The 26454-nt window shown below is 70.3% G+C and carries 26 protein-coding genes; 17 read left to right on the plus strand and 9 right to left on the minus strand.

The window, feature by feature from the left end; translation table 11 throughout:
- The first annotated feature begins 52 nt into the window (after positions 1–52).
- Together KCH48_RS34230 and eutC are read left to right on the plus strand one after the other, a co-directional pair.
- Entirely contained in the window at positions 53–1447 is a 1395-nt protein-coding gene (locus KCH48_RS34230; protein WP_210580589.1) for an ethanolamine ammonia-lyase subunit EutB, read from the plus strand.
- The gene (gene eutC, locus KCH48_RS34235; protein ID WP_210580590.1) at positions 1444–2199 is read left to right on the plus strand and encodes an ethanolamine ammonia-lyase subunit EutC; all 756 of its coding nucleotides are present in this window, start codon (positions 1444–1446) and stop codon (positions 2197–2199) included. Before KCH48_RS34230 ends, eutC begins: the two co-directional genes overlap by 4 nt.
- A 193-nt stretch (positions 2200–2392) precedes the next feature.
- Here eutC and KCH48_RS34240 read toward each other — a convergent pair whose 3' ends face one another.
- A complete protein-coding gene (locus KCH48_RS34240; RefSeq protein ID WP_210580593.1) occupies positions 2393–3292 on the minus strand; it encodes a diacylglycerol kinase family protein in 900 nt (299 codons plus the stop codon).
- Positions 3293–3493: 201 nt separating this feature from the next.
- On the opposite strand from KCH48_RS34240, the gene KCH48_RS34245 reads away from it, so the two are divergent.
- The 5 genes from KCH48_RS34245 to KCH48_RS34265 all read left to right on the plus strand — a co-directional run bounded on the left by KCH48_RS34245 (position 3494) and on the right by KCH48_RS34265 (position 6462).
- Positions 3494–4777, plus strand: coding sequence for an adenylosuccinate synthase (locus KCH48_RS34245; RefSeq protein ID WP_210580594.1), 1284 nt, complete (start codon positions 3494–3496; stop codon positions 4775–4777).
- A 223-nt stretch (positions 4778–5000) separates the two neighbouring features.
- Complete coding sequence (locus KCH48_RS42575; RefSeq protein ID WP_246886304.1) at positions 5001–5249, plus strand: hypothetical protein; 249 nt, start codon at positions 5001–5003, stop codon at positions 5247–5249.
- 113 nt (positions 5250–5362) lie between these two features.
- Positions 5363–5626: a hypothetical protein gene (locus KCH48_RS34255; RefSeq protein WP_246886305.1), complete on the plus strand. Its 264-nt coding sequence runs from the start codon at positions 5363–5365 to the stop codon at positions 5624–5626.
- A 5-nt stretch (positions 5627–5631) separates the two neighbouring features.
- Complete coding sequence (locus KCH48_RS34260) at positions 5632–6036, plus strand: hypothetical protein (protein WP_246886314.1); 405 nt, start codon at positions 5632–5634, stop codon at positions 6034–6036.
- A 132-nt stretch (positions 6037–6168) separates the two neighbouring features.
- A complete protein-coding gene (locus tag KCH48_RS34265; RefSeq protein ID WP_210580601.1) occupies positions 6169–6462 on the plus strand; it encodes a DUF3303 family protein in 294 nt (97 codons plus the stop codon).
- 9 nt (positions 6463–6471) lie between these two features.
- Here the strand turns inward: KCH48_RS34265 and KCH48_RS34270 are convergent, their stop codons facing one another.
- The 4 genes from KCH48_RS34270 to KCH48_RS34285 all read right to left on the minus strand — a co-directional run bounded on the left by KCH48_RS34270 (position 6472) and on the right by KCH48_RS34285 (position 12102).
- Positions 6472–7122, minus strand: coding sequence for a hypothetical protein (locus KCH48_RS34270; RefSeq protein ID WP_210580603.1), 651 nt, complete (start codon positions 7120–7122; stop codon positions 6472–6474).
- A 90-nt stretch (positions 7123–7212) separates the two neighbouring features.
- Positions 7213–9702 (minus strand): dolichyl-phosphate beta-glucosyltransferase, encoded by a 2490-nt coding sequence (locus KCH48_RS34275; protein ID WP_210580604.1) that lies wholly within the window; start codon positions 9700–9702, stop codon positions 7213–7215.
- Positions 9699–10400, minus strand: coding sequence for a GntR family transcriptional regulator (locus KCH48_RS34280; protein WP_210580606.1), 702 nt, complete (start codon positions 10398–10400; stop codon positions 9699–9701). The genes KCH48_RS34275 and KCH48_RS34280 overlap by 4 nt, the downstream gene beginning before the upstream one ends.
- 346 nt (positions 10401–10746) lie before the next feature.
- Entirely contained in the window at positions 10747–12102 is a 1356-nt protein-coding gene (locus tag KCH48_RS34285) for an aspartate aminotransferase family protein (RefSeq protein ID WP_210580608.1), read from the minus strand.
- A gap of 185 nt (positions 12103–12287) precedes the next feature.
- Here KCH48_RS34285 and KCH48_RS34290 point away from each other — a divergent pair, with 185 nt between their 5' ends.
- Both KCH48_RS34290 and KCH48_RS34295 read left to right on the plus strand, forming a co-directional pair.
- Positions 12288–12890 carry a type 1 glutamine amidotransferase family protein gene (locus KCH48_RS34290; protein WP_210580610.1) on the plus strand — a complete coding sequence of 201 codons (603 nt, stop codon included), beginning with the start codon at positions 12288–12290 and terminating at the stop codon, positions 12888–12890.
- The gene (locus KCH48_RS34295) at positions 12887–13345 is read left to right on the plus strand and encodes a MarR family winged helix-turn-helix transcriptional regulator (RefSeq protein ID WP_210580612.1); all 459 of its coding nucleotides are present in this window, start codon (positions 12887–12889) and stop codon (positions 13343–13345) included. The genes KCH48_RS34290 and KCH48_RS34295 overlap by 4 nt, the downstream gene beginning before the upstream one ends.
- Before the next feature lie 9 nt (positions 13346–13354).
- On the opposite strand, the gene KCH48_RS34300 is transcribed toward KCH48_RS34295, so the two are convergent.
- Positions 13355–13870 carry a hypothetical protein gene (locus tag KCH48_RS34300; RefSeq protein WP_210580614.1) on the minus strand — a complete coding sequence of 172 codons (516 nt, stop codon included), beginning with the start codon at positions 13868–13870 and terminating at the stop codon, positions 13355–13357.
- 252 nt (positions 13871–14122) lie between these two features.
- Between KCH48_RS34300 and KCH48_RS34305 the strand changes: the two genes are divergently transcribed.
- From KCH48_RS34305 to KCH48_RS34315, 3 genes are all read left to right on the plus strand, one after another.
- Positions 14123–15961, plus strand: a complete 1839-nt coding sequence (locus tag KCH48_RS34305; protein WP_210580615.1) for a serine/threonine-protein kinase — start codon at positions 14123–14125, stop codon at positions 15959–15961.
- 147 nt (positions 15962–16108) lie between these two features.
- The gene (locus tag KCH48_RS34310; RefSeq protein WP_210580617.1) at positions 16109–17656 is read left to right on the plus strand and encodes a PstS family phosphate ABC transporter substrate-binding protein; all 1548 of its coding nucleotides are present in this window, start codon (positions 16109–16111) and stop codon (positions 17654–17656) included.
- A gap of 99 nt (positions 17657–17755) precedes the next feature.
- Positions 17756–19159: a M20/M25/M40 family metallo-hydrolase gene (locus KCH48_RS34315; RefSeq protein ID WP_210580619.1), complete on the plus strand. Its 1404-nt coding sequence runs from the start codon at positions 17756–17758 to the stop codon at positions 19157–19159.
- 174 nt (positions 19160–19333) lie between these two features.
- Here KCH48_RS34315 and KCH48_RS34320 read toward each other — a convergent pair whose 3' ends face one another.
- Positions 19334–20086 (minus strand): SLATT domain-containing protein, encoded by a 753-nt coding sequence (locus KCH48_RS34320; protein ID WP_210580621.1) that lies wholly within the window; start codon positions 20084–20086, stop codon positions 19334–19336.
- A gap of 270 nt (positions 20087–20356) precedes the next feature.
- Here KCH48_RS34320 and KCH48_RS34325 point away from each other — a divergent pair, with 270 nt between their 5' ends.
- The 3 genes from KCH48_RS34325 (at position 20357) to KCH48_RS34335 (ending at position 22067) form a co-directional block, all read left to right on the plus strand.
- The gene (locus tag KCH48_RS34325) at positions 20357–20701 is read left to right on the plus strand and encodes a YbaB/EbfC family nucleoid-associated protein (protein WP_210580757.1); all 345 of its coding nucleotides are present in this window, start codon (positions 20357–20359) and stop codon (positions 20699–20701) included.
- 90 nt (positions 20702–20791) lie between these two features.
- On the plus strand, positions 20792–21391 hold the full coding sequence (gene recR, locus KCH48_RS34330; protein WP_210580623.1) for a recombination mediator RecR: 600 nt from the start codon (positions 20792–20794) through the stop codon (positions 21389–21391).
- Positions 21384–22067, plus strand: a complete 684-nt coding sequence (locus tag KCH48_RS34335; RefSeq protein ID WP_210580625.1) for a DUF5063 domain-containing protein — start codon at positions 21384–21386, stop codon at positions 22065–22067. The genes recR and KCH48_RS34335 overlap by 8 nt, the downstream gene beginning before the upstream one ends.
- Positions 22068–22078: 11 nt before the next feature.
- Here KCH48_RS34335 and KCH48_RS34340 read toward each other — a convergent pair whose 3' ends face one another.
- On the minus strand, positions 22079–22927 hold the full coding sequence (locus KCH48_RS34340; RefSeq protein WP_210580628.1) for a PhzF family phenazine biosynthesis protein: 849 nt from the start codon (positions 22925–22927) through the stop codon (positions 22079–22081).
- A gap of 91 nt (positions 22928–23018) precedes the next feature.
- On the opposite strand from KCH48_RS34340, the gene KCH48_RS34345 reads away from it, so the two are divergent.
- Together KCH48_RS34345 and KCH48_RS34350 are read left to right on the plus strand one after the other, a co-directional pair.
- On the plus strand, positions 23019–23330 hold the full coding sequence (locus KCH48_RS34345; protein ID WP_307841028.1) for a trypco2 family protein: 312 nt from the start codon (positions 23019–23021) through the stop codon (positions 23328–23330).
- Positions 23331–23354: 24 nt separating this feature from the next.
- A complete protein-coding gene (locus tag KCH48_RS34350) occupies positions 23355–26075 on the plus strand; it encodes a tetratricopeptide repeat protein (protein WP_210580630.1) in 2721 nt (906 codons plus the stop codon).
- On the opposite strand, the gene KCH48_RS34355 is transcribed toward KCH48_RS34350, so the two are convergent.
- On the minus strand, positions 26029–26424 hold the full coding sequence (locus KCH48_RS34355) for a hypothetical protein (RefSeq protein WP_210580632.1): 396 nt from the start codon (positions 26422–26424) through the stop codon (positions 26029–26031). The genes KCH48_RS34350 and KCH48_RS34355 overlap by 47 nt on opposite strands.
- Positions 26425–26454: the final 30 nt, after the last annotated feature.

Genomic DNA, 26454 nt, shown 5'->3' on the forward strand with positions numbered 1-26454 from the left:
ATCAGACCTTTAGAAATCTGGCGGCAACAAGTGGCTCGTACGGTCGACCGCCATGAGCGCCTACACCTCCACCCGCAGCGGCGAGCGCTACCGCTTCGACTCCCTCGCCCGCCTCCTCGCCGCCGCGAGCCCCGAGCGCTCCGGCGACCGGCTGGCCGGTCTCGCCGCCCGGAGCGCCCAGGAGCGGGTGGCGGCGCGCTGGGCGCTGGCGGATGTGCCGCTCGCGGAGTTTCTCGCCGAGCCGGTGATTCCGTACGAGACCGATGACGTCACCCGGCTGATCATGGACGGCCACGACGCCGCGGCCTTCGCGCCGGTGGCCGGCCTGACGGTCGGCGAGTTCCGGGAGTGGCTGCTGTCCCAGGCGGCGGACGCGGGGACGCTGGCCGCGCTGGCGCCCGGGCTGACACCGGAGATGGTCGCGGCCGTGTCCAAGCTCATGGGCAACGCCGACCTGGTCGCGGTGGCCAGGAAGGTGCGGGTGGTGACGGCGTTCCGGTCGACGATCGGGCTGCCGGGACGCCTGGCGACCCGTCTCCAGCCCAACCACCCCACCGACGACCCGGCCGGTGTCGCCGCCGCCCTCCTCGACGGCCTGCTCCTCGGCTCCGGCGACGCGGTGATCGGCATCAACCCCGCGACGGACAGCCCGAAGGCGGTACGGGACCTGCTGGAGCTGCTCGACTCAGTGATCGGCCGGTACGCCATCCCCACCCAGTCGTGCGTGCTCTGCCACGTCACCACCAGCGTGGACCTGATGGAGCGCGGCGCCCCGGTCGACCTGGTCTTCCAGTCCATCGCGGGGACACAGGCGGCGAACGCGTCCTTCGGTGTGACGCTCGGCCTGCTGGACGAGGCGCATGAGGCGGCGCGGGCACTGGACCGGGGCACGGTCGGCCGGAACGTCATGTACTTCGAGACGGGCCAGGGCAGCGCCCTCTCCGCAGACGCGCACCACGGTGTCGACCAGCAGACGGTGGAGGCCAGGGCCTACGCGGTGGCCCGCCGCTACGACCCGCTCCTGGTGAACACGGTGGTCGGCTTCATCGGCCCGGAGTACCTGTACGACGGCCGGCAGATCCTCCGTGCCGCCCTGGAGGACCACTTCTGCGGCAAGCTGCTCGGCCTGCCGATGGGTCTGGACATCTGCTACACGAACCACGCGGACGCGGACGACGACGATGTGGCGACCATGCTCACGATGCTGGGCGTGGCCGGGGCGTCCTTCGTGATCTGCACGCCCGGCGGCGACGACATCATGCTCAACTACCAATCGGCCTCGTACCACGACGCGTTGTACCTGCGCGAGGTGCTGGGACTGCGCCCGGCGCCGGAGTTCGAGGCCTGGCTCGGATCGATCGGTCTGCTGGACGAACGCGGCGCGATCCGGGACGTGTCCGGTACGGGACACCCGCTGACGGCCATCGGAAGGGAACTGGCGGCATGACGGACGGTCAGATACAGCCGCCGACAGGCGACTTGGCCTTGTGGTCGGCGCTACGACGCCACACCCAGGCCCGCATCGGCCTCGGCCGCTCGGGCTCCGCACTGCCGACCCGCCACCGCCTGGAACTCCAGTCCGCGCACGCGGCGGCCCGGGACGCGGTGCACTCGCCGTTCGACCCGGGGGCGGTGGCGGCACAGCTGCTGGGCATGGAGACGGTACGGGTGCGCAGCGCGGCCCCCGACCGGCTGACGTACCTCCAGCGACCGGACCTGGGACGACAGCTGGACGCGACGGACCGGGCGCACCTTCCGGTGGGGGAGTGGGACGTGGTGTTCGTCGTGGCGGACGGGCTGTCCAGCCGGGCGGTGCACGAGCATGCGGCGGCGGTGGTGCGGGAGACGGTGGTGCGTGTGCCCACCTTCCGGATCGCTCCCGTCATCCTCGCCGAACAGGCTCGTGTCGCCCTGGGCGACGACATCGCGGCGGCCATCGGCGCGTCGATGGTGGTCGTCCTGGTGGGAGAACGCCCGGGGATGTCGGCCGCCGATTCCCTCGGCGCGTACCTGACGTACCGCCCCAAGCCGGGCGTCACGACAGACGCCGACCGCAACTGCCTCTCCAACATCCGGCCACCGCTGGGGCAGACGTACGAGGGAGCGGCGGGGAAGCTGGCGGGACTGATGGGGAGGGCGCGGGAGCTGGGGCTGACGGGGGTGGGGCTGAAGGACGAGTCGGACGCGTTGCCCAGGTAGGGATCAGCGGGCCATGGCTCGCTCCAGCTCCCGGGCCCGTACGCGAGCCGCTCCCGCCCAGTCCTGCTGCGGGGGCGCCGGCACCTGGATGTCCGTCCGGCCCTCGAGGCCGACGCGGGGTTCCGGCCACGGCCGGTGGCAGATTAGCCGCGGCGTCGAGGGGCAGGCACCCGGATTATCCGCGGCACTCGGATTACCCGCGACCCGTCCCCCTCCCCGTCACCGGCAGCGTCAGCCCCCAAGCCCCCTCCAGCACCGTCCACGTCCGTGTCCGTACCGGGCCGCTCACCACCGCGTCCGCCCGGTAGCGGAAATCCGGCCCGGACACGGTCACCGCGCGCCCGGCCGCACGCAACGGTGACGCCTCCGCGCCCACCGAGGCGGGACGTACCTCCACCTCGGCCGAACCCGCGCGGCCCGGCATGACGGAGACGGCCTCCACCGGCTGGTCGAGATCGACCAGCGTGACCCCGTCGACCTCCACGCGCAGCCGCGCGGGCCCGGCGGTGGGGGCGGACGGGATCGTCCGGCCCGGGCGGGTGGCCAGGGTCCGTACGAAGGACTGGCAGGTCCGCAGCCAGGGATGCGCGGAGGACACGGCGGACGCCCCCGTCGAATGCTCCCGGGGATCGCGGGGCTCCCGCAGGGCCAGCGGCGGGATCCGCAGCGTGCCGAGCACCACCCCGTCGCTGTCGTCGACGAGCAGATCCAGCCGCCGCTCCGCCCCGTCCAGCACGGCCCGCGCCGCCGCCACCGCCCCCGTGGGCACTCCGAGCGACCGGGCCAGCGACAGCCCACCGCCCACCGGAACCACCGACAGCGCACATCCGCCCAGCTCCCGCTGCCGGTGCAGCAGGGACACCGTCCGCAGCAGCGCCCGGTCGTCCCCGACGACCACGAGCCGCCGCGACCCCCGCCGCGCCATCGCCCGGGCGAATTCCTCCGGCCCCTCCGGCAGACACACCTTGGTCGTGGCACCCGCGCTGAGCACGTCTTTCGCGATCCGTACGGACTCTCCGTCCGTCCGACGGGCGATCGGGTCGACCACCACCAGCAGCTGTGCGGACGTCGGAGAAGTCGCCACCTCGGTCATGCCTCGCTTCCTCGGGTAGCATCTTTGTGCAAGAGCCCCTTGCGCTATTGCGCCAGGGGCTTCGTCTATTCCGGGGCATCCGGTCCGACGGGTCGCGGCCAACGAAGGCCGCCGGTGTACGAAACAGGCTGTGCGACGCACAGTCAATGTCGCGTACGCCTCTGACCTTGGACATGCCCCGCCCGGAAGGGGTGTACGCGCGTGCCCGCACTTGTGCTGCTCGGTGCTCAGTGGGGTGACGAAGGCAAGGGAAAGGCGACGGACCTGCTAGGCGGGTCGGTCGACTACGTAGTGCGCTACCAAGGCGGCAACAACGCCGGCCACACGGTAGTCGTGGGCGACCAGAAGTACGCCCTGCACCTCCTACCTTCCGGAATCCTGTCCCCGGGGTGCACCCCGGTCATCGGCAACGGCGTCGTCGTCGACCCGTCGGTCCTGCTCTCCGAGCTGAGCGGGCTGAACGAGCGAGGCGTCGACACGTCCAAGCTCCTGCTCAGCGGCAACGCTCACATCATCACGCCGTACAACGTCACCGTCGACAAGGTGACGGAACGCTTCCTCGGCAAGCGGAAGATCGGCACCACCGGCCGCGGCATCGGCCCCACCTACGCCGACAAGATCAACCGCGTCGGCATCCGCGTCCAGGACCTCTACGACGAGTCGATCCTCACCCAGAAGGTCGAAGCGGCCCTCGACGTCAAGAACCAGATCCTCACCAAGCTGTACAACCGGCGCGCGATCGCCGTCGACCAGGTGGTCGAGGAGCTGCTGACCTACGCCGACAAGCTCGCGCCGTACGTCACCGACACGGTCCTGGTCCTCAACCAGGCCCTTGAGGACGACAAGGTCGTCCTCTTCGAGGGCGGCCAGGGCACGCTGCTGGACATCGACCACGGCACGTACCCCTTCGTCACCTCGTCCAACCCGACCGCGGGCGGCGCCTGCACGGGCGCCGGCGTCGGCCCGACGAAGATCAGCCGCGTCATCGGCATCCTGAAGGCGTACACGACCCGCGTCGGCGCGGGCCCGTTCCCGACCGAGCTCTTCGACGAGGACGGCGAGGCGCTGCGCCGCATCGGCGGCGAGCGGGGCGTCACGACCGGCCGTGACCGCCGCTGCGGCTGGTTCGACGCGGTGATCGCCCGCTACGCCACCCGCGTCAACGGCCTGACGGACTTCTTCCTCACCAAGCTGGACGTCCTCACCGGCTGGGAGCAGATCCCCGTCTGCGTGGCGTACGAGATCGACGGCCGCCGCGTCGAGGAACTCCCGTACTCCCAGTCCGACTTCCACCACGCCAAACCCGTCTACGAAATGCTGCCCGGCTGGTCGGAGGACATCTCCAAGGCCAAGACCTTCGCCGACCTCCCGAAGAACGCGCAGGACTACGTCAAGGCCCTGGAGGAGATGTCCGGCGCCCCGATCTCCGCGATCGGCGTGGGCCCGGGCCGCGACGAGACGATCGAGATCAACTCGTTCCTGTAGACCGGCCCTTCCCTACCCGTGAGCCCCGGCCCGACGGCGGCTCACGGGTAGCAGTCGCCTGTCTGCCCGACATCGGAGGAAGTCCGTGGACCCGATTGCACCTGCACTACTGATGGCCCTCGCGGGGGGTACCGCAGGGGCGGCGGGACAGCAGATCTGGGTGTCCCTGAGGGAGTTGGTCGGACGTCGGCCACAGGGTGAAGCACCAGTCGGCGAAGGCGAGTTGACAGCCCTGGCCGAAGCGTCGGACGACGAGCGCCGGGCCAGAGAACTGGCCGAGGCATTCGTGCTGCGCGCCCGCCAGGACCCGGCGTTCGCGCAAGCGCTTGAGTCCTGGCGGCGGAAGGCCGAGGCGCTGGACCGCACACCAACCGGCTCGGGTGACGTCCACAACGAGATCTCAGGTGGGACGGTCCACGGCAACGTCGTCCAGGCGCGGGACATCCACGGGTCCATCCACTTCGGGAATTAGGGATCCCCCATGATTCAGGCGACCGTTCGCGAATGGGACGACGAACAGGGCCGCATTACTCCGCCGTGGAGATGCCGGGGGCCGATGCGGTATACCGCAGGTATACTGCCGTCATGGCTGACACCACCGTCAAGGTCGACCCCGCTGTCCGCGACCGCCTCATGGTGCTCGCCCGCGAGCGGGGGATGACCATGCGTGATCTGATCGCCGAGCTGGCGGGGGCCACCCCCACCAAGGAGGAGCTGCGCAAGCGGTACGAGGAGACGAAGGCGTACTGCGAGACGCATTTCGGCGTGACGTTTACTGACGAGGATCACGACCGGGTCGAGAAGGTCTGGCGGGACCTCGAGGCCGGCCGACCGGTGGAGAGCCTGTGAGCGCCATGGCGGCCGGTTCCACCGGCGTCGTCTTCGATGAGTCGGCCTTGCTCGCGCTGGGTTCGGGGAACTCGCTCGCCTCGCAGTTCGTGGCGAACACCGAGCACGGGCCGACGCGGCATGTGTACGTTCCCGCGCTCTGCCTGGCCGCCGCCGACGGTATGCGCAAGGGGCTCGCCGAGCACGTCGGCGCCCTCCCTGCCGTCGAGATCGTCGAGTTGGACTTCCCGGGTGCGTGCAGTGTGGGCTCGCTGCTGCGTGACGGGGTGGAATGGCGGCTCGGTCAGGCCGTTCATCTGTCCAGGCCGACGCCCGACTGGCCGGACGGTCGCCACGTCGTGACCGTAGACCCGGACCTGTACGCGGACATGCCTCTCGTCCGCACGATCAGGCTGCCGCGTCAGCGCTGATGCTCTCCGGCCGGGGTCGGTACGAACAACTGCCGCCCCGGCCGATCCGCCCCAGCCGATCCACCCGGCAGCCCGGAATGCGGCATATAGGCATATTCTGAGGCGGGGGCCGTTCAGAAGAAGGTGAGTGCGATGCGCGTTCTGTTCAAGGCACGACTCGACACGGAGCGGTCGAACGAGGCCATCCGGAACGGGACCCTGTCGAAGCTGGTCCAGTCGTCGATGGAGCAGGTCAAGCCGGAGGCGGCCTACTTCACCACGGACAACGGCCACCGCACCTGCTACATGGTGTTCGACATGAAGGACAGCTCGGAGATGCCGTCGATCGCCGAGCCGTTCTTCCTGGAGCTCGGTGCCGACGTCACGTACACGCCGGTGATGAACCCCGAGGACCTGCAGAAGGGGCTGTCCGCGCTGGGGCGCTGACGCCGGCGCTCAGCTGAAGACGATCATCGAGCCCTGCGCCAGACTCCGTGTCGCCGCCGCGTGCAGGCCGAGCCAGACGTGCCGCTCGCGGGCGAAGGGGCTGGGGTCGTAGGGGGCGGGGACCGCGGGTTCCTCCAGCTCGGTGGGGGCCAGTGGGGGCTGAGGTGGTGCCGGGGGGTTGGCCGGGTCGATGCCGATCACCGGCGCTACGAGTTCCAGCTCGCGCAGAAGGGCCTGCGAGGAGCCCAACGGGCCGCCTCCGGCGAGGAGTTCGTCGTTGGCGAGGGGGTGCGGGAAGTCCACTGGGACGTATGCGCCCGCATGGTCGTAGTGCCAGACCAGGTGTGACTGCTGGGCCGTCGTCTCGAACATCTCCAGGAGTTGTTCGTAGTCGCCGCCGAGTGCGTCGACCGGCGTCACCGGCAGACCGCAGACCTGGAGCAGGTACGCGCGGCGCAGGAAGTGCAGCGCGTCGTAGTCGAAGCCGGCCACCGGGGCCACGTCGCCGGACAGGCCCGGCATGTACTGGTACACCGGCACCGGGGGCAGCCCGGCCTCGGCCAGCACCTTGTTGTATTGCGCGAGTTCCTCGGCGAACGGGTTGTCGGGCGTGTGGCACAACACGTCGACGAGCGGTACCAGCCACAGGTCACAGGCCAAAAGAGGTCTCCTCGTCACGACTAGAAACGACCAGAACTGAGTAACTAGCGACTTCTGAAACGACTAGGACAGTAGTCGGTGTGGTGCCCATCAGCTCCCCGCGTGCAGATCCCATACCCACACCCCGCCGGTCCATTTACCAGGGCTGCCCACCAGCTTCTCCACCGTCTCGCGCAGCTTGTCGTCGTTCTGCTGCGGCGCCAGGACCAGCACACCCGCCTTCCAGAAGGCGAGGTCGTGCCGGGCCAGCGTCCGCCAGTTCGCACCGATCTCCGGAATCTTGCCCGTATAGCGCACCTCCCGCAGGAGGTTGGAGGTGTCGCGGGGGGAGGCGCCGTAGATGCCGACGCGCTCCTCGCCGTAGGGGCCGTTGAAGTAGCCGCCGGGGAGCTTGAAGCCCATGCCGGCCTCCGTCTGCCAGTGCAGGGCCTCCGCGTCGCCGGGGTCCGGCAGCGGGACCGGGACGAGCGACTCGCCCTTTCCGACGTACGACTTCCAGCTCCCGTCCGCGATGAACGCGGGTACCTCCGCGCGGTCCACCGCCTTCAGCGGGGCGGGGACGAGGGGGAGCAGGGCGAGGCAGATGCCGAGGAAGCCGGCGAACTGCGTGCCCACGGAGCGGGTGGCGGCCAGCCGGTCCACCGCCAGCGCCACCAGCATGCCCAGCGCCGGTGCGCACACCATCGCCACGCGGCTCTCGATGACCGACTCGAACAACGGCTTCTCGGCGAGCAGCGCCCAGGGGCCGGGGAGGACGACATCCGTCAGCGGGATGCGGAACTCCGGGCCCAGGGAGAGGAAGGCCGCCGCGACCGCCGTGAACGCCAGCGCCTTGACCAGGGCGTGCTCCCACAGCCGTATGACGATCGCGAAGGCGAGGGCGACCAGGGGCCAGCCGTAGAAGGCGTTCTGTTCGGTGGGGTTGAGGGAGAGGGCGTTCGCGGTGTCCGCGTCGCCCGCGATGAGTGAGCGTTCGGCGAAGGAGAGCAGGGCCAGCGGGCTGTTGCCGGCGTTGTCGCCGTGCAGGACGCTGTGGTAGCTCTGCGGGCCGTAGAACTGCCAGGCCAGGGCGTAGACGACCAGGGGGAGGCAGGTCGCGGCGCCGATCAGCACGCCCTTGCCGAGCGGGCGCCAGGACGCCTTCGCCACATCCCGTCGTACGACTCCATAGGCGGCGGCGAACAGCAGCATCCCCATCGCCGCGAGGAGGAGAGGCTCCTCGCCGAGGTAGATCTGGTACGCCGCCATCAGGCCCAGCACGATGCCGTCCCGGGTGACCCGGGTGCCGGCGCAGAGCCGCAGCGCGCGGTCGATGATCAGCGGGATCATGAACAGGATGATGAAGTTCGGGTGCGCGTGGGCGTGGCTGACCATCGGCGGGGCGAAGGCCGCGAGGGACGCGCCGACGAAGGCCGCGGCGCGCTGCCGTACGACCCGTTTCACGATCAGCCAGTACCAGGCGGCGGCGGTGGCCGCGAGGCCCAGCGTCATGACGACGCTCAGGGAGATCGCCGGGCCCGCGAGCAGGGTCAGCGGCGTGAAGGGGACGGACAGGCCGAGCATGACCGTGTTGGCCATGAGGTTCACGCCGTCGGGGAAGCCCTGGAGGTCGGTGAAGAGGGGGTTGCGGAGGTGGGCGACGTTGTCGGCCGTCACCGCGAAGAACCACTCCCACTGGTTCTGGTCCCGGAGCGAATCCGGCAGATAGCGGTTGCTCGGGTCGATCAGGCGGCCCGAGTAGAGGGCGACCGACATGAGGAGGAAGAGGGCGACGGCCAGGAGGTCCGCCGGGCGCAGCGCGCGGGCCTTGAGGCGGGCGAGTTCGGCGAGGACGCGGCCGTAGTCGAGGGGGCCGACCTTCGAGCCGCTCTGGTGCGACCAGCGGACCGGGACCTCGGCGAGCGGCCAGTCGGCGCGGCGGAAGTGCTGGAGGACCTCGACGTCGATGCCCCAGCCGTCGAGGCGGGAGTCGGCGAAGGCCTCGCGGGCGCGGTCGCCGTCGAAGAGCTTGAAGCCGCACTGGGTGTCGCGGATGCCGGGGACAGCGGTCCTGCGTATGAGGACGTTGCCCGCGCGGCCGAGCAGTTCGCGTACCGGGTGCTGGCGGTCGCCGATCGTCGCGCCGGGCACGGAACGGGAGCCGATCGCGGCGGCATATCCCTCGCTGAGCGCCTTGTCGAGCCGCTCCAACTCCTCGATGGGCGCGGCCAGATCGGCGTCGGTGACCAGCACCCGGCGGCCACGGGTGGCGGCGACGCCGAGGCGGAGGGCGGCGCCCTTGCCGCGGTTGCGGTCGGCGGTGACGAGGCGGATGCGGGTGTCGCGCGCGTCGGTCCCCGCGGTCTTCTCGGTCTTTTCGGCGCCCGCGGTCTTTTCGGCGCGCTCGGTCCGTTCGGTGACGAGGTCGCGGGTGCCGTCGGTGGAGCCGTCGTCGGCGACGATTATCTCCCAGTCGCCCCAGCGGCCCTCGTCCTCGCCGAGATAGTCGGCGATGGCGTCGAGGGTGGGGCCGAGACGCCCTTCTTCGTTGTAGGCGGGGATGACGACGGAGAGGTCCACGGCCGTTTCAGGGCCCTTCATCCGGCCGCCAGGCGTTCGATGAGGGCCAGGGAGTCAGCGTTGTACGAGGCGACGATCGCGCGTGCCTCCGTCGTGTCGCGTCGGGCCAGTGCGTCGACCAACTCGGTGTGGCAGGACCAGAGGTGGCCGCGCAGGTCGGTCACCCGGCGCAGGTGCTGGACCGCGCAGACCCAGGACTGGACGCGCAGCCGGTGCAGGAAGTCGGCGAGGTAGGGGTTGCCGAAGAGGTTGCCGAGTTCCTTCCAGAAGCGCAGGTCGTAGCCGATCAGGACGGTGAGGTCGCCCGCGGCTGCCGCGCGCTGTGCCTCCTCGCCGCGGCGGCGCACTCCGGCGAGGCCGGCGGCGAAACGGGCGTCCGTGGGGTTCTGGTAGCCGCGGTGATTGCCGTCCAGTGCCTGGAACATGCCCGCGATGACCAGGCTGCGGGCCTCCAGGATGCGGCGGTAGTCCGCTACGGAGTACTCGTGGACGTGGAAGCCGCGGTGCTGGTCGGCGTCGAGGAGGCCCTGCGCGGAGAGATCGACCAGGGCCTCGCGTACGGGGGTGGCGGAGACGCCGTACTGCTCGGCGATCTCCTTCACCGTGAACTCCTGACCCGGCTGCAGCCGTCCCGCCAGCACCTCGTCGCGAAGCGCTTCGGCGATCTGCTGCCGCAGGGTGCTGCGGGTCACGGCGCCGTTGCCGCTGGTGCCGGGCATGGTCGGGGCGTCTCCCTACGTCGCGATGGGGTGGCGTGCTCGCATATGTCTACGAGCACGCCACCTTACGCGTTCGGCTTGCAGGGGTCGCCGTCCCGGCGGGGGAGCGGGAAGGCGGTTGTTCTCGCCCCCGCCGCCCCTACCCGTCCCATCCTGAAGGGGCTCCGCCCCTTCGACCCCGTTCCGGGGGCCAGCCCCCGGACCCCCGCTCCTCAAACGCCGGAGGGGCTGAATTGTGCGGACCGGCGCCGTAGCCTGCGGGCATGCGTGCCGCCTGGGGCGGCACGGGTGGGCGCAGGCGGCACCCCGCCAGCGCCGGGCTGCGCGGCCAACCCCCCCCCCGCAGCTACTCCGCGAACTCGTCAGCCACGGTCAGCGCGGCGTCCAATGCCGCGAGCCCCTCCTTCAGTTCCGCCTCCGTGACGTTGCACGGCGGGACGACATGTGTCCGGTTCATGTTGATGAACGGCCAGATGCCGTTGGCCTTCGCGGCGGAGCCGAGCGCGGTCATGGGGGCGTTCGCAGGGCCGGACGCGTTGTACGGGACCAGCGGCTCGCGGGTCTCCTTGTTCTTGACCAGCTCGAGCGCCCAGAACATGCCGACGCCCCGCACCTCGCCGACGCACGCGTGCCGCTCGGCCAGCTCTCGCAGCGCCGGTTCCACCACCTCCGCGCCGAGCCTCGCCGCGTTCTCGACGATGCCCTCCTCGGCCATGACGTTGATCGTCGCGACGGCGGCGGCGCAGGCCAGGGGATGGCCGGAGTAGGTCAGTCCGCCCGGATAGGCCCGCTGAGCGAACGTCTCCGCGATCGCCCCGGAGATCGCGACCCCGCCCAGCGGCACATACCCGGAGTTCACGCCCTTCGCGAAGGTCAGCAGGTCCGGTACGACGCCGAACAGGTCCGCCGCGAACCACTCGCCCGTCCGCCCGAACCCGGCCATGACCTCGTCCAGCACGAAGACGATCCCGTACTTGTCGCAGATCTCACGGACGCCCGCCAGATAGCCCGGCGGCGGCACCATGATCCCCGCGGTCCCCGGAATCGTCTCGAGAACGATCGCGGCGACGGTCGACGGCCCCTCGAAGGCGATCGTCGTCTCCAGGTGCTCGAGAGCCCGCGCACACTCCTGCTCCTCCGTCTCCGCGTAGAAGCGGGAGCGGTAGAGGAAGGGTGCCCAGAAGTGCACCACACCGGCGGAACCGCTGTCCGATGCCCAGCGGCGCGGGTCACCCGTGATGTTCACCGCCTGCTGCGTACCACCGTGGTAGGAGCGGTACGCCGACAGCACCTTCGGCCGGCCCGTGTGCAGCCGCGCCATCCGCGCCGCGTGCTCGACCGCGTCCGCCCCGCCGTTGGTGAAGAAGATCTTGTCCAGGTCACCCGGCGTCCGCTCGGCGATCAGCCGCGCCGCCTCCGACCGCGCCTCGATCGCGAACGCGGGCGCGAAGGTCGTCATCCTCCCGGCCTGCTCCTGGATCGCGGCGACGACCTTCGGGTGCTGGTAGCCGATGTTCGTGTAGACGAGCCCGCTGGTGAAGTCGAGGTAGCGCTTGCCGTCGTAGTCCCAGAAGTACGACCCCTCCGCGCCGGCGACGGCGAGCGGGTCGATGAGCTCCTGCGCGGACCAGGAGTGGAACACATGCGCACGGTCCGCGGCCTTCACGGCGGCGCCGACCTCGGGATCTGGCTGAGGGGTCATGCGGGCGAGCGTAAGTGTCCGCGATACGGAAGCGGTATCGGCGTCCTGTCTGTGGGACGACGCTTTCCGCGACAGGTTGTCGACAGCCAGGGATCCCGCTCTGATCCCGCCCAAGATATTGACAGCATGCTGTCGTGAATGACAGGATGCTGTCATCGCTTCGAAGGGTCCAGGAGGAGCCAGCCATGAACCACAAGCCCGTACACCTCGCCGTCTACAACACCCTCGCCGACTGGGAGACCGGTCACGCGACCGCCCATCTCGCCCGCGCCGGGTACCCGATCCGCACCGCCGGCCCCACCCGCGACCCCGTCACCAGCATCGGCGGGCTCCGCATCCAGCCCGACCTCGCCCTGGACGACGTACGCCCCGAAGACAGCTCGCTGCTGATCCTGCCGGGCGCCGACCTGTGGGACACGAGCGACGATCTCGCGCCGTTCGCCCGCAAGGCGCGGGAGTTCCTCGACGTCGGCGTCCCCGTCGCCGCGATCTGCGGAGCCACCGCGGGACTCGCCCGCGAGGGACTGCTCGACGACCGCGACCACACCAGCGCCGTCTCCTTCTATCTCGCGGCCACCGGATACAAGGGCGGTGACCGGTACGTCGACGCGGACGCCGTGACCGACGGCAACCTCGTCACCGCCGGCCCCACCGAGCCCGTCGCCTTCGCGCGGGAGATCTTCCGGCTGCTCGGGGTGTACGAGGGCGAGGTGCTCGACGCCTGGTACCGGCTGTTCCACGACTCGGACGCGGAGGCGTACGCCGTCCTTCAGGGGGCGGCCAAGTGAGCGGGGAGCGTCAGGATCTGCTCAGCCGCAGCGCCCTCGGAGTCTTCCGGCTGAACGGCCAATTCCTCGCCGTGGCAGAGGAGTTGGCGCGGCCTGCCGGACTCACCGCCGCCTGGTGGCAGGTGCTCGGCGCCGTGCTGCGGGAGCCGTTGCCGGTCTCCGGGATCGCGCGGGAGATGGGCATCACGCGGCAGAGCGTCCAGCGGATCGCCGATCTGCTGGTGGAGCGCGGACTCGCCGAGTACCGCCCCAACCCCGCCCACCGCCGCGCCAAACTCCTCGCACCGACGGAGGAGGGGCTCGCGGCGGTCCGCCGGATCAATCCCGGGCACACCGTCTTCGCGGACCGGCTCGCGGAGGCCTTCGGGGAGGACGAACTCGCGGACGCCGTGCGGCTCCTGGAACGGCTGTCGAAGGTACTCGAGCAAGTGGGCCCACCTGTTACGGAACCTTGAAGTGCTCTGTCAGGGATCGTCGGGGCTGCTCGCGAGGGATCCGCCTATCCAGAAGGGCAGTGCCTTTTGGTCTTTGCTCAGTGACCGTCGTATGGCGTTGACCAACTGCATCTGCGCTTGGGCGGGTGCTCTACTGGCCTGGGCGAACTCCTCCGCGCTCAACGGATTGTGCAACGGGTCGCGTGCCGGGTCACGCGCGACCTGGTCCAGGAACACGCCGATGGCCTTACCGAAGTTGTCGATCTCCGCCGCGACGGCGGCGGGGGCGACCAGACTGGCACGGGTCAGGGCCGCGCTCCACTCGCTCCAGTCGTAGTCCCATCCCTGTCGGCCGGCATGGGCACGGCTGATGGTCATCGTGAACTTGGCGTAGTGGCTGATCAGTTCCTGGTAGGCGATCAGTTGCTTGTCCCGCAGCCACTGACGGTCCTGGGCACGGTGGGTGACGATGCCCCCGACCAGGACCCCGATCGTGGCGGCCAGCGCCCCCGCGGCCGTTGTCACCAGTGTGTCCAGCAGTGCCACCCGAGGCCCCGCATCCCCTGTCGCTCGAACGCCAGCGGCTCGAACCTACTGGTGACCAGCCTCCGGTGACAATGCTCAACTGCCGTGGCACAGGCAGCCGTCGCGGCGCGCCTTTTGATCTTTTGGGGACGGGCTCGTGTCCGATGCACCGGAGTTCGGATCTCCGGTTCGGGGCCACCGCGCTCACCTCCCCCTTCCCCGCCGTATCCTCGATCCATTGCACAGCGCGTATCGGGGGAGGGCGGCGCGGCGATGGAGAAACTGGGGGCCGGGGATCCACCGCGGATCGGGGCGTATCGGCTGCTGGCGCGGCTGGGTGCGGGTGGGATGGGGCAGGTGTTCGTGGCCCGGTCCGACCGGGGGCGGACCGTCGCGGTCAAGCTGGTGCGGGAGGAGCTGGCCGCGCAGGAGGAGTTCCGGGCGCGGTTCCGGCAGGAGGTGCAGGCCGCACGGCAGGTCGGCGGGGACTGGACCGCGCCGGTGCTGGACGCCGACACCGAGGCCGCCGTGCCCTGGGTCGCCACCGGGTATGTCGCCGGGCCCAGCCTGCAGCAGGTCGTCGGCCGTGATCACGGGGCGTTGCCCGAGCGGTCGGTGCGCATTCTCGCGGCCGGGCTCGCGTATGCGCTGAAGGACATTCACGCGGCCGGGATCATCCACCGGGATCTGAAGCCGTCCAATGTGCTGGTCACCATCGACGGGCCCCGGGTCATCGACTTCGGGATCGCCCGTGCCCTGGAGACCGTGACCGACGGCGGGCTCACCCGCACCGGCGCGCTGGTCGGCTCGCCCGGCTTCATGGCGCCCGAGCAGGTGCGCGGCGACCGGATCACCCCGGCGTGCGACGTCTTCTGCCTCGGCTCCGTCCTCGCCTACGCCGCCACCGGCAACCTCCCCTTCGGCGCGACCAACAGCGGGGTCCACGCCCTGATGTTCCGCATCGCCCAGGAGGAACCCGACCTGGAGGGCGTGCCGGAGGGGGTCGCCGACCTCGTACGGCACTGTCTGCGCAAGGACCCGGCGGCGCGGCCGACGCTCGACGAGATCCTGGAGCGTACGGGCGCCGACGCGACCGTCTCGGACGGGCGCTCCCGGGATCCGTGGCTGCCCGGCACGCTGGTGGCCCAACTCGGGCGGCACGCCGTGCAGTTGCTGGAGACGGAAGACCCTGAGGACGCAGCGGCCGTCGAGGCGTCCCCGGAGCATGCGCCGGTCGCGGACGACGACGCTCCTACGGCCGTACAGGCGCCGGTGCCTCCTCCGCCCGGACAGCCGGGTGGCGGCGCCCCCTTGAACCATCTGCCCACCATGATCTCGGGCCAAGGCCCCCAGGCCCCGCCGCCCGCCCCGGCGCCGCACCCGGCGTACGGCTATCCCCAGCAGCACCCGCAGCCCGCGGGGTACGGGTACCCGCAGCAGCCGGGTGCAGGGGCGCCGCCGCCGTACGGCCAGCCGTACAACCCGAACCCGTACGGCAGCCTCGGTGCGACCCCGCCGTACGGGCCCGGCGCTCCCCAGGAGCCGCCGCGCCAGAGCGGCCGTTCCACGGTGCTGCTCGTCGTGATCGCGCTGGTCGTGGCGCTGGCCGCCGGCGGTTCGGTGTACGCGCTCATGAACGGCTCGGGGGACGAGAAGAACGACGGCAAGGGTGACGGCACGTCCACCGCGTCGCCGAGCGCGAGCGCCCCCGCCACGTCCGGGCCGACGACGGCGCCGGAGTCGTCCCCGGCCACCTCGGCGCCCGCCGGCGGTGCCATTCCGACGTCGTTCCTGGGCACGTGGTCCGCGACCATCTCCAACGACGCCGGGAGCCACAGCCGTCGACTCACCCTCCAGCAGGGCGAGGTGGGTGACACGGTGCTCTCGCTCGTGGCCGACGGCCCGGACTACCACTGTGTGTTCCAGGCGCAGCTGGCCGAAGAGCCGGGCACGGAGGGCCCGTTGAAGATCGGCCCGTCTACCGTGACCGTAGGCGAGCCGGCCTCCTCCTGTACGCCGGGCGCCGCCACCGAGCTGACACTGCTGCCGGACGGCAGTCTGGAGCGGGTGAACGCGAGCAGCGGGGAGAAGCTGGCCTACACCCGGCAGTGACCAAGTCCCCCTGTGTGCACGCCGGTTGAAGACCCCGCGCGGCAGTTGAATCTCAAGCGAACATCTGCGGACGGAAACGGAGTATCACAGCCCGCGACCCTAAAGTGACCGGACACTATCGGGTTCTGGGAGTTGCGGGGGCACCCAGTGGAGTGGCTGAGCGCTGAGAACGTCATCGCCGTCGCGACGGCGTCCATCGGCATCGCGGCCTCGGTCGCCATGGTGTGGTACGAGCGCCACATTCCGCGGCGTAAGCGGATCGGTTACCGCGTCCAGATGGACAACCCGATAGGAGACGACGTCCAGTCGGGCCGCCCGAACGTCCGGCTCGGTTCGTTCGACGCGCCCAACATGGCCAACGGGACGCTCGTCCTGCTGCGCATCGAGAACGACGGCTCGGAGAGCATCGGCCTCGACGACTACACGAGCCGTGAACTCAACGGTCTCACCGTGGAGTTCACCGACCGGACCATCCACGGTGTGTCGGTCACCCAGCCGCAAGGCACCGACCACCTGATGAGCCACTTCACCCCGCACTCGGGCTTCGGCTACGACGACGACGGCAACAAGCTGCGCCTCCCGCGCGTCCCGCTCAACCGCGGTGAGTACTTCAAGCTGCTGGTGCTGCTGTCCGGCGGTGACGTGGGCCGTGAGATCAAGCTCGTCGGCGGCATCCGGGACGGCGTGGTGCGTCCCAACCGCGGCGCGCTGCCGGACGACAAGCCGCCGCTGTTCAGCCGGGCGGCCCGGGTGATCACCATCGTGCTCACCGCCTCCGTCCTCACCCTCGCCACCATCATCATCGCCCGCGACGACAATCCGCCCCCGCTGGGCTGCGAGAAGGGCAAGCTCACGGTCACCGGCTCCACCGCCTTCGCGCCCGTGGTGCGGGACCTGGCGAAGGAGTACGAGAAGGACTGCGAGGGCTCCGACATCGTGGTGGACGCCCGGGGCAGTACGGCGGGTGTCGGCGAACTGGCCGATCTGAAGGGCGAGTCGGCGAAGTCCAGGGCGTCCATGATCGCCTTCTCCGACGGCCGCAGCACCCGCGCCGACGCCGCACTGGAGGCCGAGTCCGTCGCCCTGTCCGTCTTCACGCTGGTCGCCAACAGCGGCCTCGACCTCCCGCAGGGCCTGACCCTCACCCAGGTCCGCCGCCTCTACTCCGGGGAGATCGGGCACTGGGACGAGCTCGACCCGTCCCTCCCGCACCGGCGGGTCGTCCTGGTCAGCCGGGACGCCGACTCCGGTACCCGGCAGGTCTTCCAGGACCGGGTGCTCGACGGGAGGTGGGAGGGCGTGCCCAGCACCTCACTGGACTGCGATCTCGCGGTCGACAGGTCCGCCCCGGTGCGCTGCGAGCTCAACTCCACGGAGGACGTGCTGAAGAAGGTCGCCTCGACCCCGGGCGCCATCGGCTTCAGCGAACTCAACCAGGCGAACGGCGAGAAGGGCGTCAAGCTCGTCGCCCTCAACGGCGACATCGCCGACGTCGACGCCATCGAGAACGACGGCAACCCCTACCCGTACCGCGGCGTGGAGTACGCCTACACCTACGGCGCCCCGCCCGCCGGCTCCCTCGCCGGGAGCTTCCTCGACTACATCCGGAACAACGGCCAGAACGTCATCCGCAGCCACGGCCATGTGCCGTGCTCGACGGAGGCGGGGGGCCAGCTCTGCCGCGACGACGACTGAAGCGCTCTCAACTCCACGTATCGCAGGACCCCTTGCGCTGATCTTGACGCGTCCACAACCATGGGTGACGGTTCGTTCGAATCGGCCACGGGAGACGACATGCGCCCCAGCCCCTCCAGAAGAACGGTCCTCACCGCTACGGCGGCGAGCGCGGCGGTGGTGGGGACGGGGGCCGGAGCGGACGCGGCGACGACAGGGGAAGAGCGCGGCCCGGCGACGGCCCAGCGCCCGAGCCGCGAACTGCGTGCCCTGCTACGGGAGATATCCGAGTCCCGCATCGAGGCGACGGTCCGCAAACTGGTGTCCTTCGGCACCCGCCACACCCTCTCCACCCAGGACGACCCGAATCGCGGCATCGGCGCCGCCCGGGACTGGATCGCGGCTCAGCTGCGCACGTACGCCGAGACGTCGGGCGGCCGTATGACCGTGGAGCTGCAGTCGTACGTCCAGGAACCGGCATCCCGCATCCCGGTCGCGACCCGCATCACCAACGTGGTGGCGACGCTGCGCGGCTCGGTGACGCCGGAGCGCGTGTACGTCGTCTCCGGCCACTACGACTCCCGCGTCACGGACGTCATGGACGCCACCTCGGACTCGCCGGGCGCGGACGACGACGCGTCGGGTGTCGCGGTGGCGATGGAACTGGCCCGGGTGATGGCGAAGCGCAGGCCCGCCGCGACGATCGCGTTCGCCGCGGTGGCGGGGGAGGAGCAGGGGCTGTACGGGGCGGCGCACATGGCGCAGCGGTACCGGGCGGCCGGGACGGATGTGCAGGGCATGTTCACCAACGACATCGTCGGCAGCCCCAAGGCGGACGACGGCACGGTGGACCCGTACACCATCCGCCTCTTCGCGGAGGGCGTGCCGTCCTCGGAGACGCCGGAACAGGCGGCGACACGGCGCTCGGTGGGCGGCGAGAACGACTCCGCGACCCGTCAGCTGGCCCGCTTCGTGCGGGACGTGGCGCAGAACGACGCGACGGGCATGCGGGTCCGCGTCATCTACCGCCGGGACCGCTACCGCCGCGGCGGCGACCACATCCCCTTCCTCGAACGCGCCTATCCCGCCGCCCGCTTCACCGAACCGACCGAGGACTACGCCCATCAGCACCAGGACGTACGCATCGACGAAACAGGCAAGCAGTACGGCGACCTGCCCGAGTTCTGCGACTTCCCCTTCATCACGAGGGTGGCCAAGGTGAACGCGGCGACCCTCTGGACCCTGGCCCAGGCCCCGGGCACCCCCCGAGACGCCAAGATCATCACCTCCACCCTGACCAACTCGACCGAGCTTGTGTGGACGAAGGGCCCAGAACCCGACCTCGCCGGCTACGAGATCGTCTGGCGCGAGACGACCTCCCCGGAGTGGACCCACGTGATCCCGGTCGGCGACGTGACGACCTACGAGGTCGACCTGTCGAAGGACAACGTGTTCTTCGGGGTGAGAGCGGTGAACAGAGCGGGGCTCCGGAGCCCGGTGGCATTCCCGGCCCCGCAGGCCTAGCCGCTCAGCTGCGGGCATGCGTGCCGCGAGGGCGGCGCCCACCCAGCAGGCGGCGGCCACCGTCCCGCCCAAGCTGCGGGCATGCGTGCCGCCTGGGGCGGCACGGGTGGGCGCAGGCGGCACCCCGTCAGCGCCGGGCTGCGCGACCCACCCCACCCCAGCCCCAATCCCGGGTCACCTTGGCTCCGGCGGCCGCTGCCGAGGCATGTTCGGCCGCGCACCACCAGCCCCCGGCGACATAGGAAACCGCCCCTGCACCACAGCCCCCTCCCCCCGCGTCCCTCCAGCAACAGCCGACTGAATCCCCATCGGCGCGGACCCCGTCCGGAACTCCACCATCCAGTCCGCCGTCTCCGCCCGCACCAACTCCGTCACGTCCTCGGAGAACCTCCGCAGCACCCCCAGACACCGCTCCGCAGCCTCACTCGCCGTCCCCTCCGCAGGACCCAGCACCTCCCGCACACTCTCCGAGGCCCAGTCGAACTGCAGCACCTGAAGCCGCCGCTGCACAGCCTGCGCGGTCGCGACGTCCCTTATCCACCCGGACGTCACCCCGAAGCACCGGTCGACCGCCACACACGCCGCCCCGAGCAACAGCGCCAGATACCCCCACGCGGCCGCCCCGACCAGCACCCCCGTCAGATCCAGCAACGGCAGCGCACCCCCCGCCCCCGCCCCCCCCGCCGCCCCCGCCCCCCGCCCCCCCCCCCCCCGCCGCTTCCACACCCGGTCGGCGAGATACCAGGACGCGGTGTCCAGCGCCCCGCGCTCCACCCACCGGTACAGCTCGTTCAGCCGCTCCGCCGGCTCCGCCCAGTCCCCGAGCGGAAACGTCCGCCCGGCCAGATCGCCCGGCCGCAGCCCGGCGGCCTCCTTGCCGCGCCCGTCCTGAGGCCGACCCTCGGGCTGCATCTCCGGCTGACCCACCCGGCACTCCCTACTGATCACGGTGCGTGACGCCTGCCTGGCGCTCACGTGAGACCTGATGCTGACGCGCCGCATCCTTCCTACCGCCCAATGGGTGGCGAAGACCCGGTTTTCGTCTCTTTTCCGCCCGGAAGTGGGCCTTGATCAGGTATAGGACTCACGACCGCCTCACTCGAAAGAGTGCTGGGGCGACGGCTGCGCGGACCACGTAGGCTCGTGCCGAGCGGGAAAAACGAGCGGGAGAAACCCGTACCCGAAGAGGAGCTGATCGTGATCCCCGGTGGTGGCCAGCCCAATATGCAGCAGCTGCTGCAGCAGGCCCAGAAGATGCAGCAGGACCTGGCGCAGGCGCAGGAAGAACTGGCGCAGACGGAGGTCGACGGCCAGGCCGGCGGCGGCCTGGTGACGGCCACTGTCACCGGCGCCGGTGAGCTGCGCGCCCTCAAGATCGACCCGAAGGCGGTGGACCCCGAAGACACCGAGACGCTCGCCGACCTGGTCATCGCGGCCGTCCACGCGGCCAACGAGAACGCGCAGACGCTCCAGCAGCAGAAGCTGGGTCCGCTGGCGCAGGGTCTGGGCGGCGGCAGCGGTATCCCCGGCCTGCCGTTCTGACACCTGTTCTGTGACCGGCCCTGTCTTACTGCGGCGGGCGTCCGGCAACTACCGTACGAAACGAGAGAACACCAGGAAGGCGGGCAGTCCGTGTACGAAGGCGTGGTCCAGGACCTCATCGACGAACTGGGGCGGCTCCCCGGCGTCGGTCCCAAGAGCGCGCAGCGGATCGCCTTCCACATCCTCCAGGCCGAACCGACCGATGTCCGGCGCCTTGCGCAGGCCCTCATGGAGGTCAAGGCCAAGGTCCGCTTCTGCGCGATCTGCGGGAACGTCGCGCAGGAGGAGAACTGCAACATCTGCCGCGACACCCGCCGCGACCCCGCCGTCATCTGCGTGGTCGAGGAGCCGAAGGACGTCGTCGCGATCGAGCGCACGCGCGAGTTCCGCGGCCGCTACCACGTCCTCGGCGGCGCGATCAGCCCGATCGAGGGTGTCGGTCCGGACGACCTGCGTATACGAGAACTTCTCGCGCGGTTGGCCGACGGGTCGGTGACGGAACTGATCCTGGCCACGGACCCGAATCTGGAAGGCGAGGCCACGGCCACGTACCTCGCCCGCATGATCAAGCCCATGGGCCTCAAGGTCACCCGCCTGGCCAGCGGCCTCCCGGTGGGTGGCGACCTGGAATACGCGGACGAGGTGACCCTCGGCCGCGCCTTCGAGGGGAGACGACTCCTAGATGTCTGACGCCACGCTGCACGCGACCACACAGGACCCGGACGACTTCGCGGTCCAGATCGCGGACCAGGTAGAGAGCTTCCTCGTTGCGGTCACCGAGGTGGCGAAGGGCGACGAGCCGGAATCGGCGATCCCCTTCCTCCTGCTGGAGGTCTCCCAGCTGCTGCTCGCCGGGGGCCGCCTCGGCGCGCACGAGGACCTGGTGCCCGAGGATCGCTACGAGCCCGACCCCGGCCCCGAGCCGGACGTGGACGACCTTCGCGAGAACCTCGCCCGGCTTCTCGAACCGGTCGACGTCTACTCGGAGGTCTTCGACCCGTACGAGCCCCGCAAGGCGCCGGTGCCCGCGCGTATCTCCGACGACCTCACCGACGTCATCACCGACCTCCGCCACGGCATGGCCCACTACCGCGCGGGCCGCACCACCGAGGCCATGTGGTGGTGGCAGTTCTCCTACTTCTCCAACTGGGGCGCCACGGCTTCGGCGACCCTGCGGGCCCTGCAGTCCGTCCTGGCACACGTGCGCTTGAACCAGCCCCTCGAGGAACTCGACGGCCTCGACACGGACCAGGCCATGGGCGACGAAACGCTCGAGTTCGAGGCCGGGAAGGTCATGGCGGAGGAGATCGCGGGCCCGCTGGGCCTGAGTTCGACCAAGGCCAAGTCCGAGTCGAACTCCCAGTAGCGGGCCTCACCTCACTGCTGGGCGGGGATGCGTACGGCGGCACCGGTGACGCCGATGCCGCTGCCGGGGGCGTCCGGCACCGACACCCAGATCGTGCTCGGCCGCCCCATGTCCACACCCTGGTGGATCGTCAAGGCGGCCGGTACGGCGATGAGTTGCAGCTCCCTGAGATACCCGCCGAACGCGGCAGCGGCCGCCCCGGTGGCGGGGTCCTCGACGACACCGCCCGGCGGGAAGGGATTGCGGGCGTGGAACACCGTGGGCGACTCGCGCCAGACCAGGTCCACGGTGGTCCAGTCCTTCCGGCGCATGAGCGCGCCGAGCGCGGACATGTCGTAGTCCAGCTCGGCCAGCCGGCTCCGGGCACCGGCCGCGATCACCGGATGCCAGGCCCCGGCATAGGCCACCCGCGGCGGCAGCGCCGGATCGAGATCCTCGGCCGACCAGCGCAGGGCGTCGAGCAGTTCGGCCCGATCGGCGTCGGACAAGTCCGCCGTACGAGGCGCAACACTGGTCAGCGAGGCGACGACAGAACCGGCTTCCCCCCGTTCCGCCGTGACAGGCACCGCCCCCGCCTTGGTGCGCAACACCAAGGACCCCGGCCCATGCCGCTCCGCATACGCGACCGCCGTCGCGATCGTCGCATGCCCGCAGAACGGCACCTCGGCGAGCGGACTGAAGTACCGCACATCCAGCCCACCATCGCCGTCCGGCACCACGAACGCCGTCTCCGAATACCCCACTTCAGCCGCCACCGCCAGCATCGTCGCGTCGTCGACCCCGGTGGCATCGAGGACGACACCGGCGGGGTTGCCGCCGGTCGGGTCGGTGGTGAACGCGGTATAACGCAAGATCTCCATTTGGCCGACCGTAACGAGACGCGCTACCGAAGGCCACCCCCGAGTACGCTGCGGCACGACGTGTGTGCAGGGATGAGGGGGTGCGTGCCCGGTGGCGGACGAGGCATGGGTGGGGCTGGCCGAGGCGATCGGAGCGATCCGGGCGGAGCTTCAGCAGGCGATGCGGGACGGAGCGGGACAGGAGATCCAGTTCCGGACGGGTGCGGTCGAGGTCGAGTTCTCCGTGGACGTGAGGAAGGACGGAGAGGCGCGGGCGAAAGTGCTGGTGCTGCCGTTCAGTGCCGAGGCGAAGGCCGCCCGGTCCAAGGGCACGACGAACCGCGTGACGATCACGCTCCAGCCGGTCGACGCCGAGGGCACGGATCTGCGTATCACGGATGAGTCCGGCGAACGTCCCAAGTAACTGGGAGCACGGGGGTGTTGGCCTGTGGATGTGCGGCGGGTCGTCGAGGTGTGGAACCCGGTCGGGAAGTGTTCCGGCACCGGATATCTGGTCGCGGAGCGACTGGTCCTGACGGCACTTCACAATGTCCTGGGCTGTGGCGGGTTGGAAGTCCGGCAGCTCGGTGCGCAGCAGCCGAAGTGGATCGCCGCCGAGGTGCTGTGGCCGCAGGTGCCGCCCGATCTGGAGCGGGAGCCGCAGGCGGACGGCGCGTTGGTCAGGATCACGGATCCCGGCTGGGTGCCGCCGACGGGCGCCGAACCCGTCCGATGGGGCCGGATCGACGCGCCGGTGGTCCGGGAGGAGCGGCTCGGGTGCGTGGCGGTCGGGTTTCCCCGGTCGGAGGTGCGCGACGGCGGCCGCGACACGAAGGAGATCCGCGGCCACATCGAGACGCTGACCGGGCTCAGGTCCCAGGGACTGATCACGGCGTACGTCGACCAGGTCGCCGTTCCCAGCAAGCCGGACGAGAAGTCGCGGTGGGCGGGGGCGTCGGGGGCGGCGTTGTTCGTACGGGGGCGGCTGGTCGGGGTCGTGACGACGGACCGGCAACGGGATTACCACGGGGATCAGTTGACGGCGGTCTCGGTGGTATCGCTGGCGGCGCGTCCCGGGTTCGCCACCGCCGTAGGGGAGCTGGTCCCGGAGGACGTCACGGCCGCTGACCGTGGAGGGGTGCCGAGTACGGCGTACGACGTCGAAGTGCCGCCGGGCATGAACAACTTGCCGGAGCTGCCGTCGCCGATCTTCGTCGGCAGGACGGAGGTGATGGCCGAGCTGGAGCGGGCCCTCTCGGCGGAGTCCCAGACGATCACGCAGACGCTGCACGGGCTGGGCGGTGTCGGGAAGACGACGCTGGCCCTGCACTACGCGCATGACCATGCCAGGGCGTACCGGCTGGTGTGGTGGATCCGCTCGGACACCCCTGAGCTGATCGAGGCGGGCTTAGCGGCCCTCACCGTCCGCCTGCGGGGCGAAGAGGCATCCGGCCTCACCACCGCTCAGGCCGCCGAGTGGGCAGTGGGGTGGTTGCAGACGCACCCCGGGTGGCTCCTCGTCTTCGACAACGCGGAGAAGCCGGAGGACGTACATGCCTGGACGGGCCAACTCCGCTCGTCCGGACGCCTCTTGATCACCAGCCGCTACCGGCGCGGCTGGATCTGCGACCCGATCGCGCTGCCCGTACTGGACGACGACGCCTCGCTGGCCCTGCTGTCGAGCCTTGTCGGTGACGGCGACGCGGCCGAGGCCCACGCACTGGCGGACGACCTCGGCCATCTGCCTCTCGCCCTGGAACAGGCGGGGGCCTTCATCGCGCAGACCGGGATCACGATCGCCGAGTACCAGGCCTTGTGGCGGCAGTATCCGGAACGCGCCACGGATGCGGCGCCGGGTGGTTCGGACCCCACACGGACGGTCGCGCGGATCTGGCGCATCACGCTGGACGCCCTCCAGGAGCGGGATCCCAGGGCTGTGGACCTCCTGCGGATCGCCGCCTGGTACGCCCCGACGGGCATCCCACGCTCCCTGTTCGCGCCGCTGGCCGACGATCCGGTCGACCTTGCCCAGCTCTTGGGTCTTCTGGCCGACTACAACATGATCACGCTCGACCGGGAGGGGATCGGCGTCCACCGTCTGGTGCAGAGGGTGGCACGTACGCCGTCGGCGGAGGACCCGCATCGCGATCAGGCGCGTGTCGGGGAGGCGCGTGACCGTGCTGTGAAGTTGATGCTCGACGAGCTTCCCGCTAGGCCTATTGAGAACGTTGCGGGCTGGCCCACGTGGAGAGTTCTGATCCCACACGTCGAAGCCCTCCGCAGGGCGTGCGATCCGGTTGAGCACACCGCTGACTTCAGCCGGGTCCTCAATATGGCAGGGCAGTTCTTGGAAGAGCAAGGACAGCTGAGTCAGGCCACCGGTTACTTCGAGCACTGTCTCGCAAGGGATGTCCGGCTGTTCGGCGAGGATCATCCGTACACGCTGGCGACGTGGAACAACCTGGCTCACGTGTACAAGTCGGCGGGGGATCTGGAGCGGGCGATCCCGTTGTACGAGCGGGCGTTGGAAGGTCGTGTGCGGGTGTCGGGTGAGGACCACCCGTCAACGCTGACGGCGCGGAACAACCTGGCTCGCGGGTATGACTCGGCGGGAGATCTGGAGCGGGCGATCCCGTTGTACGAGCGGACGTTGGAGGATCGTGTGCGGGTGTTGGGTGAGGATCACCCGCACACGCTGGTGTCGCGGAACAACCTGGCTCACGCGTACAGGGCGGCCGGGGATTTCGGGCGGGCGATCCCGTTGTACGAGCGGACGTTGGAGGATCGCGTGCGGGTGTTGGGTGAGGACCACCCGAACACGCTGTTGTCGAGAAACAACCTGGCTGCCGTGTACGAGCGGGCGGGAGATTCTGGGCGGGCGGTCCCGTTGTTCGAGCGGGCGTTGGAGGATCGTGTGCGTGTGTTGGGTGAGGATCACCCGGACACGCTGATGTCGCGGAACAACCTGGCTTGCGCGTACGGGTCTGCGGGGGATTTGGAGCGGGCAGTCCCGTTGTACGAGCAGGCGCTGTCCGGTCTCCGTCGGGTACTGGGCGAGGACCACCCGACGACAAAGCTCGTCCGCGGGAACCTGTCCGCCGCCCGTGCCCAAGAGCCCCGACCTACACCCCCGCCACCAACCGCCCCGCCTCCACAAACGGCGCCGTAGCCGTCGGCTCGCTGTACCAGCGCAGTGGCCAGGTGTTCCCGTCCAGTGCCGGGATGCCGATGTACGTGATGGCGAGCGTGCTCTTCCCGCCGAACTGCTGCACGCCGAGCGGCCAGTCGTGCTTGCGGACCTCGCCGGGGGCCAGCAGGAAGTACATCCACCGGAAGCCGATGGCCTCGCACACGATGGGCCCCGCGTCCCCGTCCGTGGCCTCGATGAGCTGCGTGGCGACGACCTCCCCACGGCCTCCTTCGATGCGTACGACGTCGAAGTGCACGCCGGCCACCCGGAGTTGATTTCCCGAGGCCGGGATCCAGTCGGGGCGGTGAATTGCGTTCGTCATGGTCACACAGTGGCTCCCACCCGGCTACGCTCGGTA

Source organism: Streptomyces sp. GESEQ-4, from assembly GCF_017948455.1.
Lineage (GTDB): Bacteria > Actinomycetota > Actinomycetes > Streptomycetales > Streptomycetaceae > Streptomyces.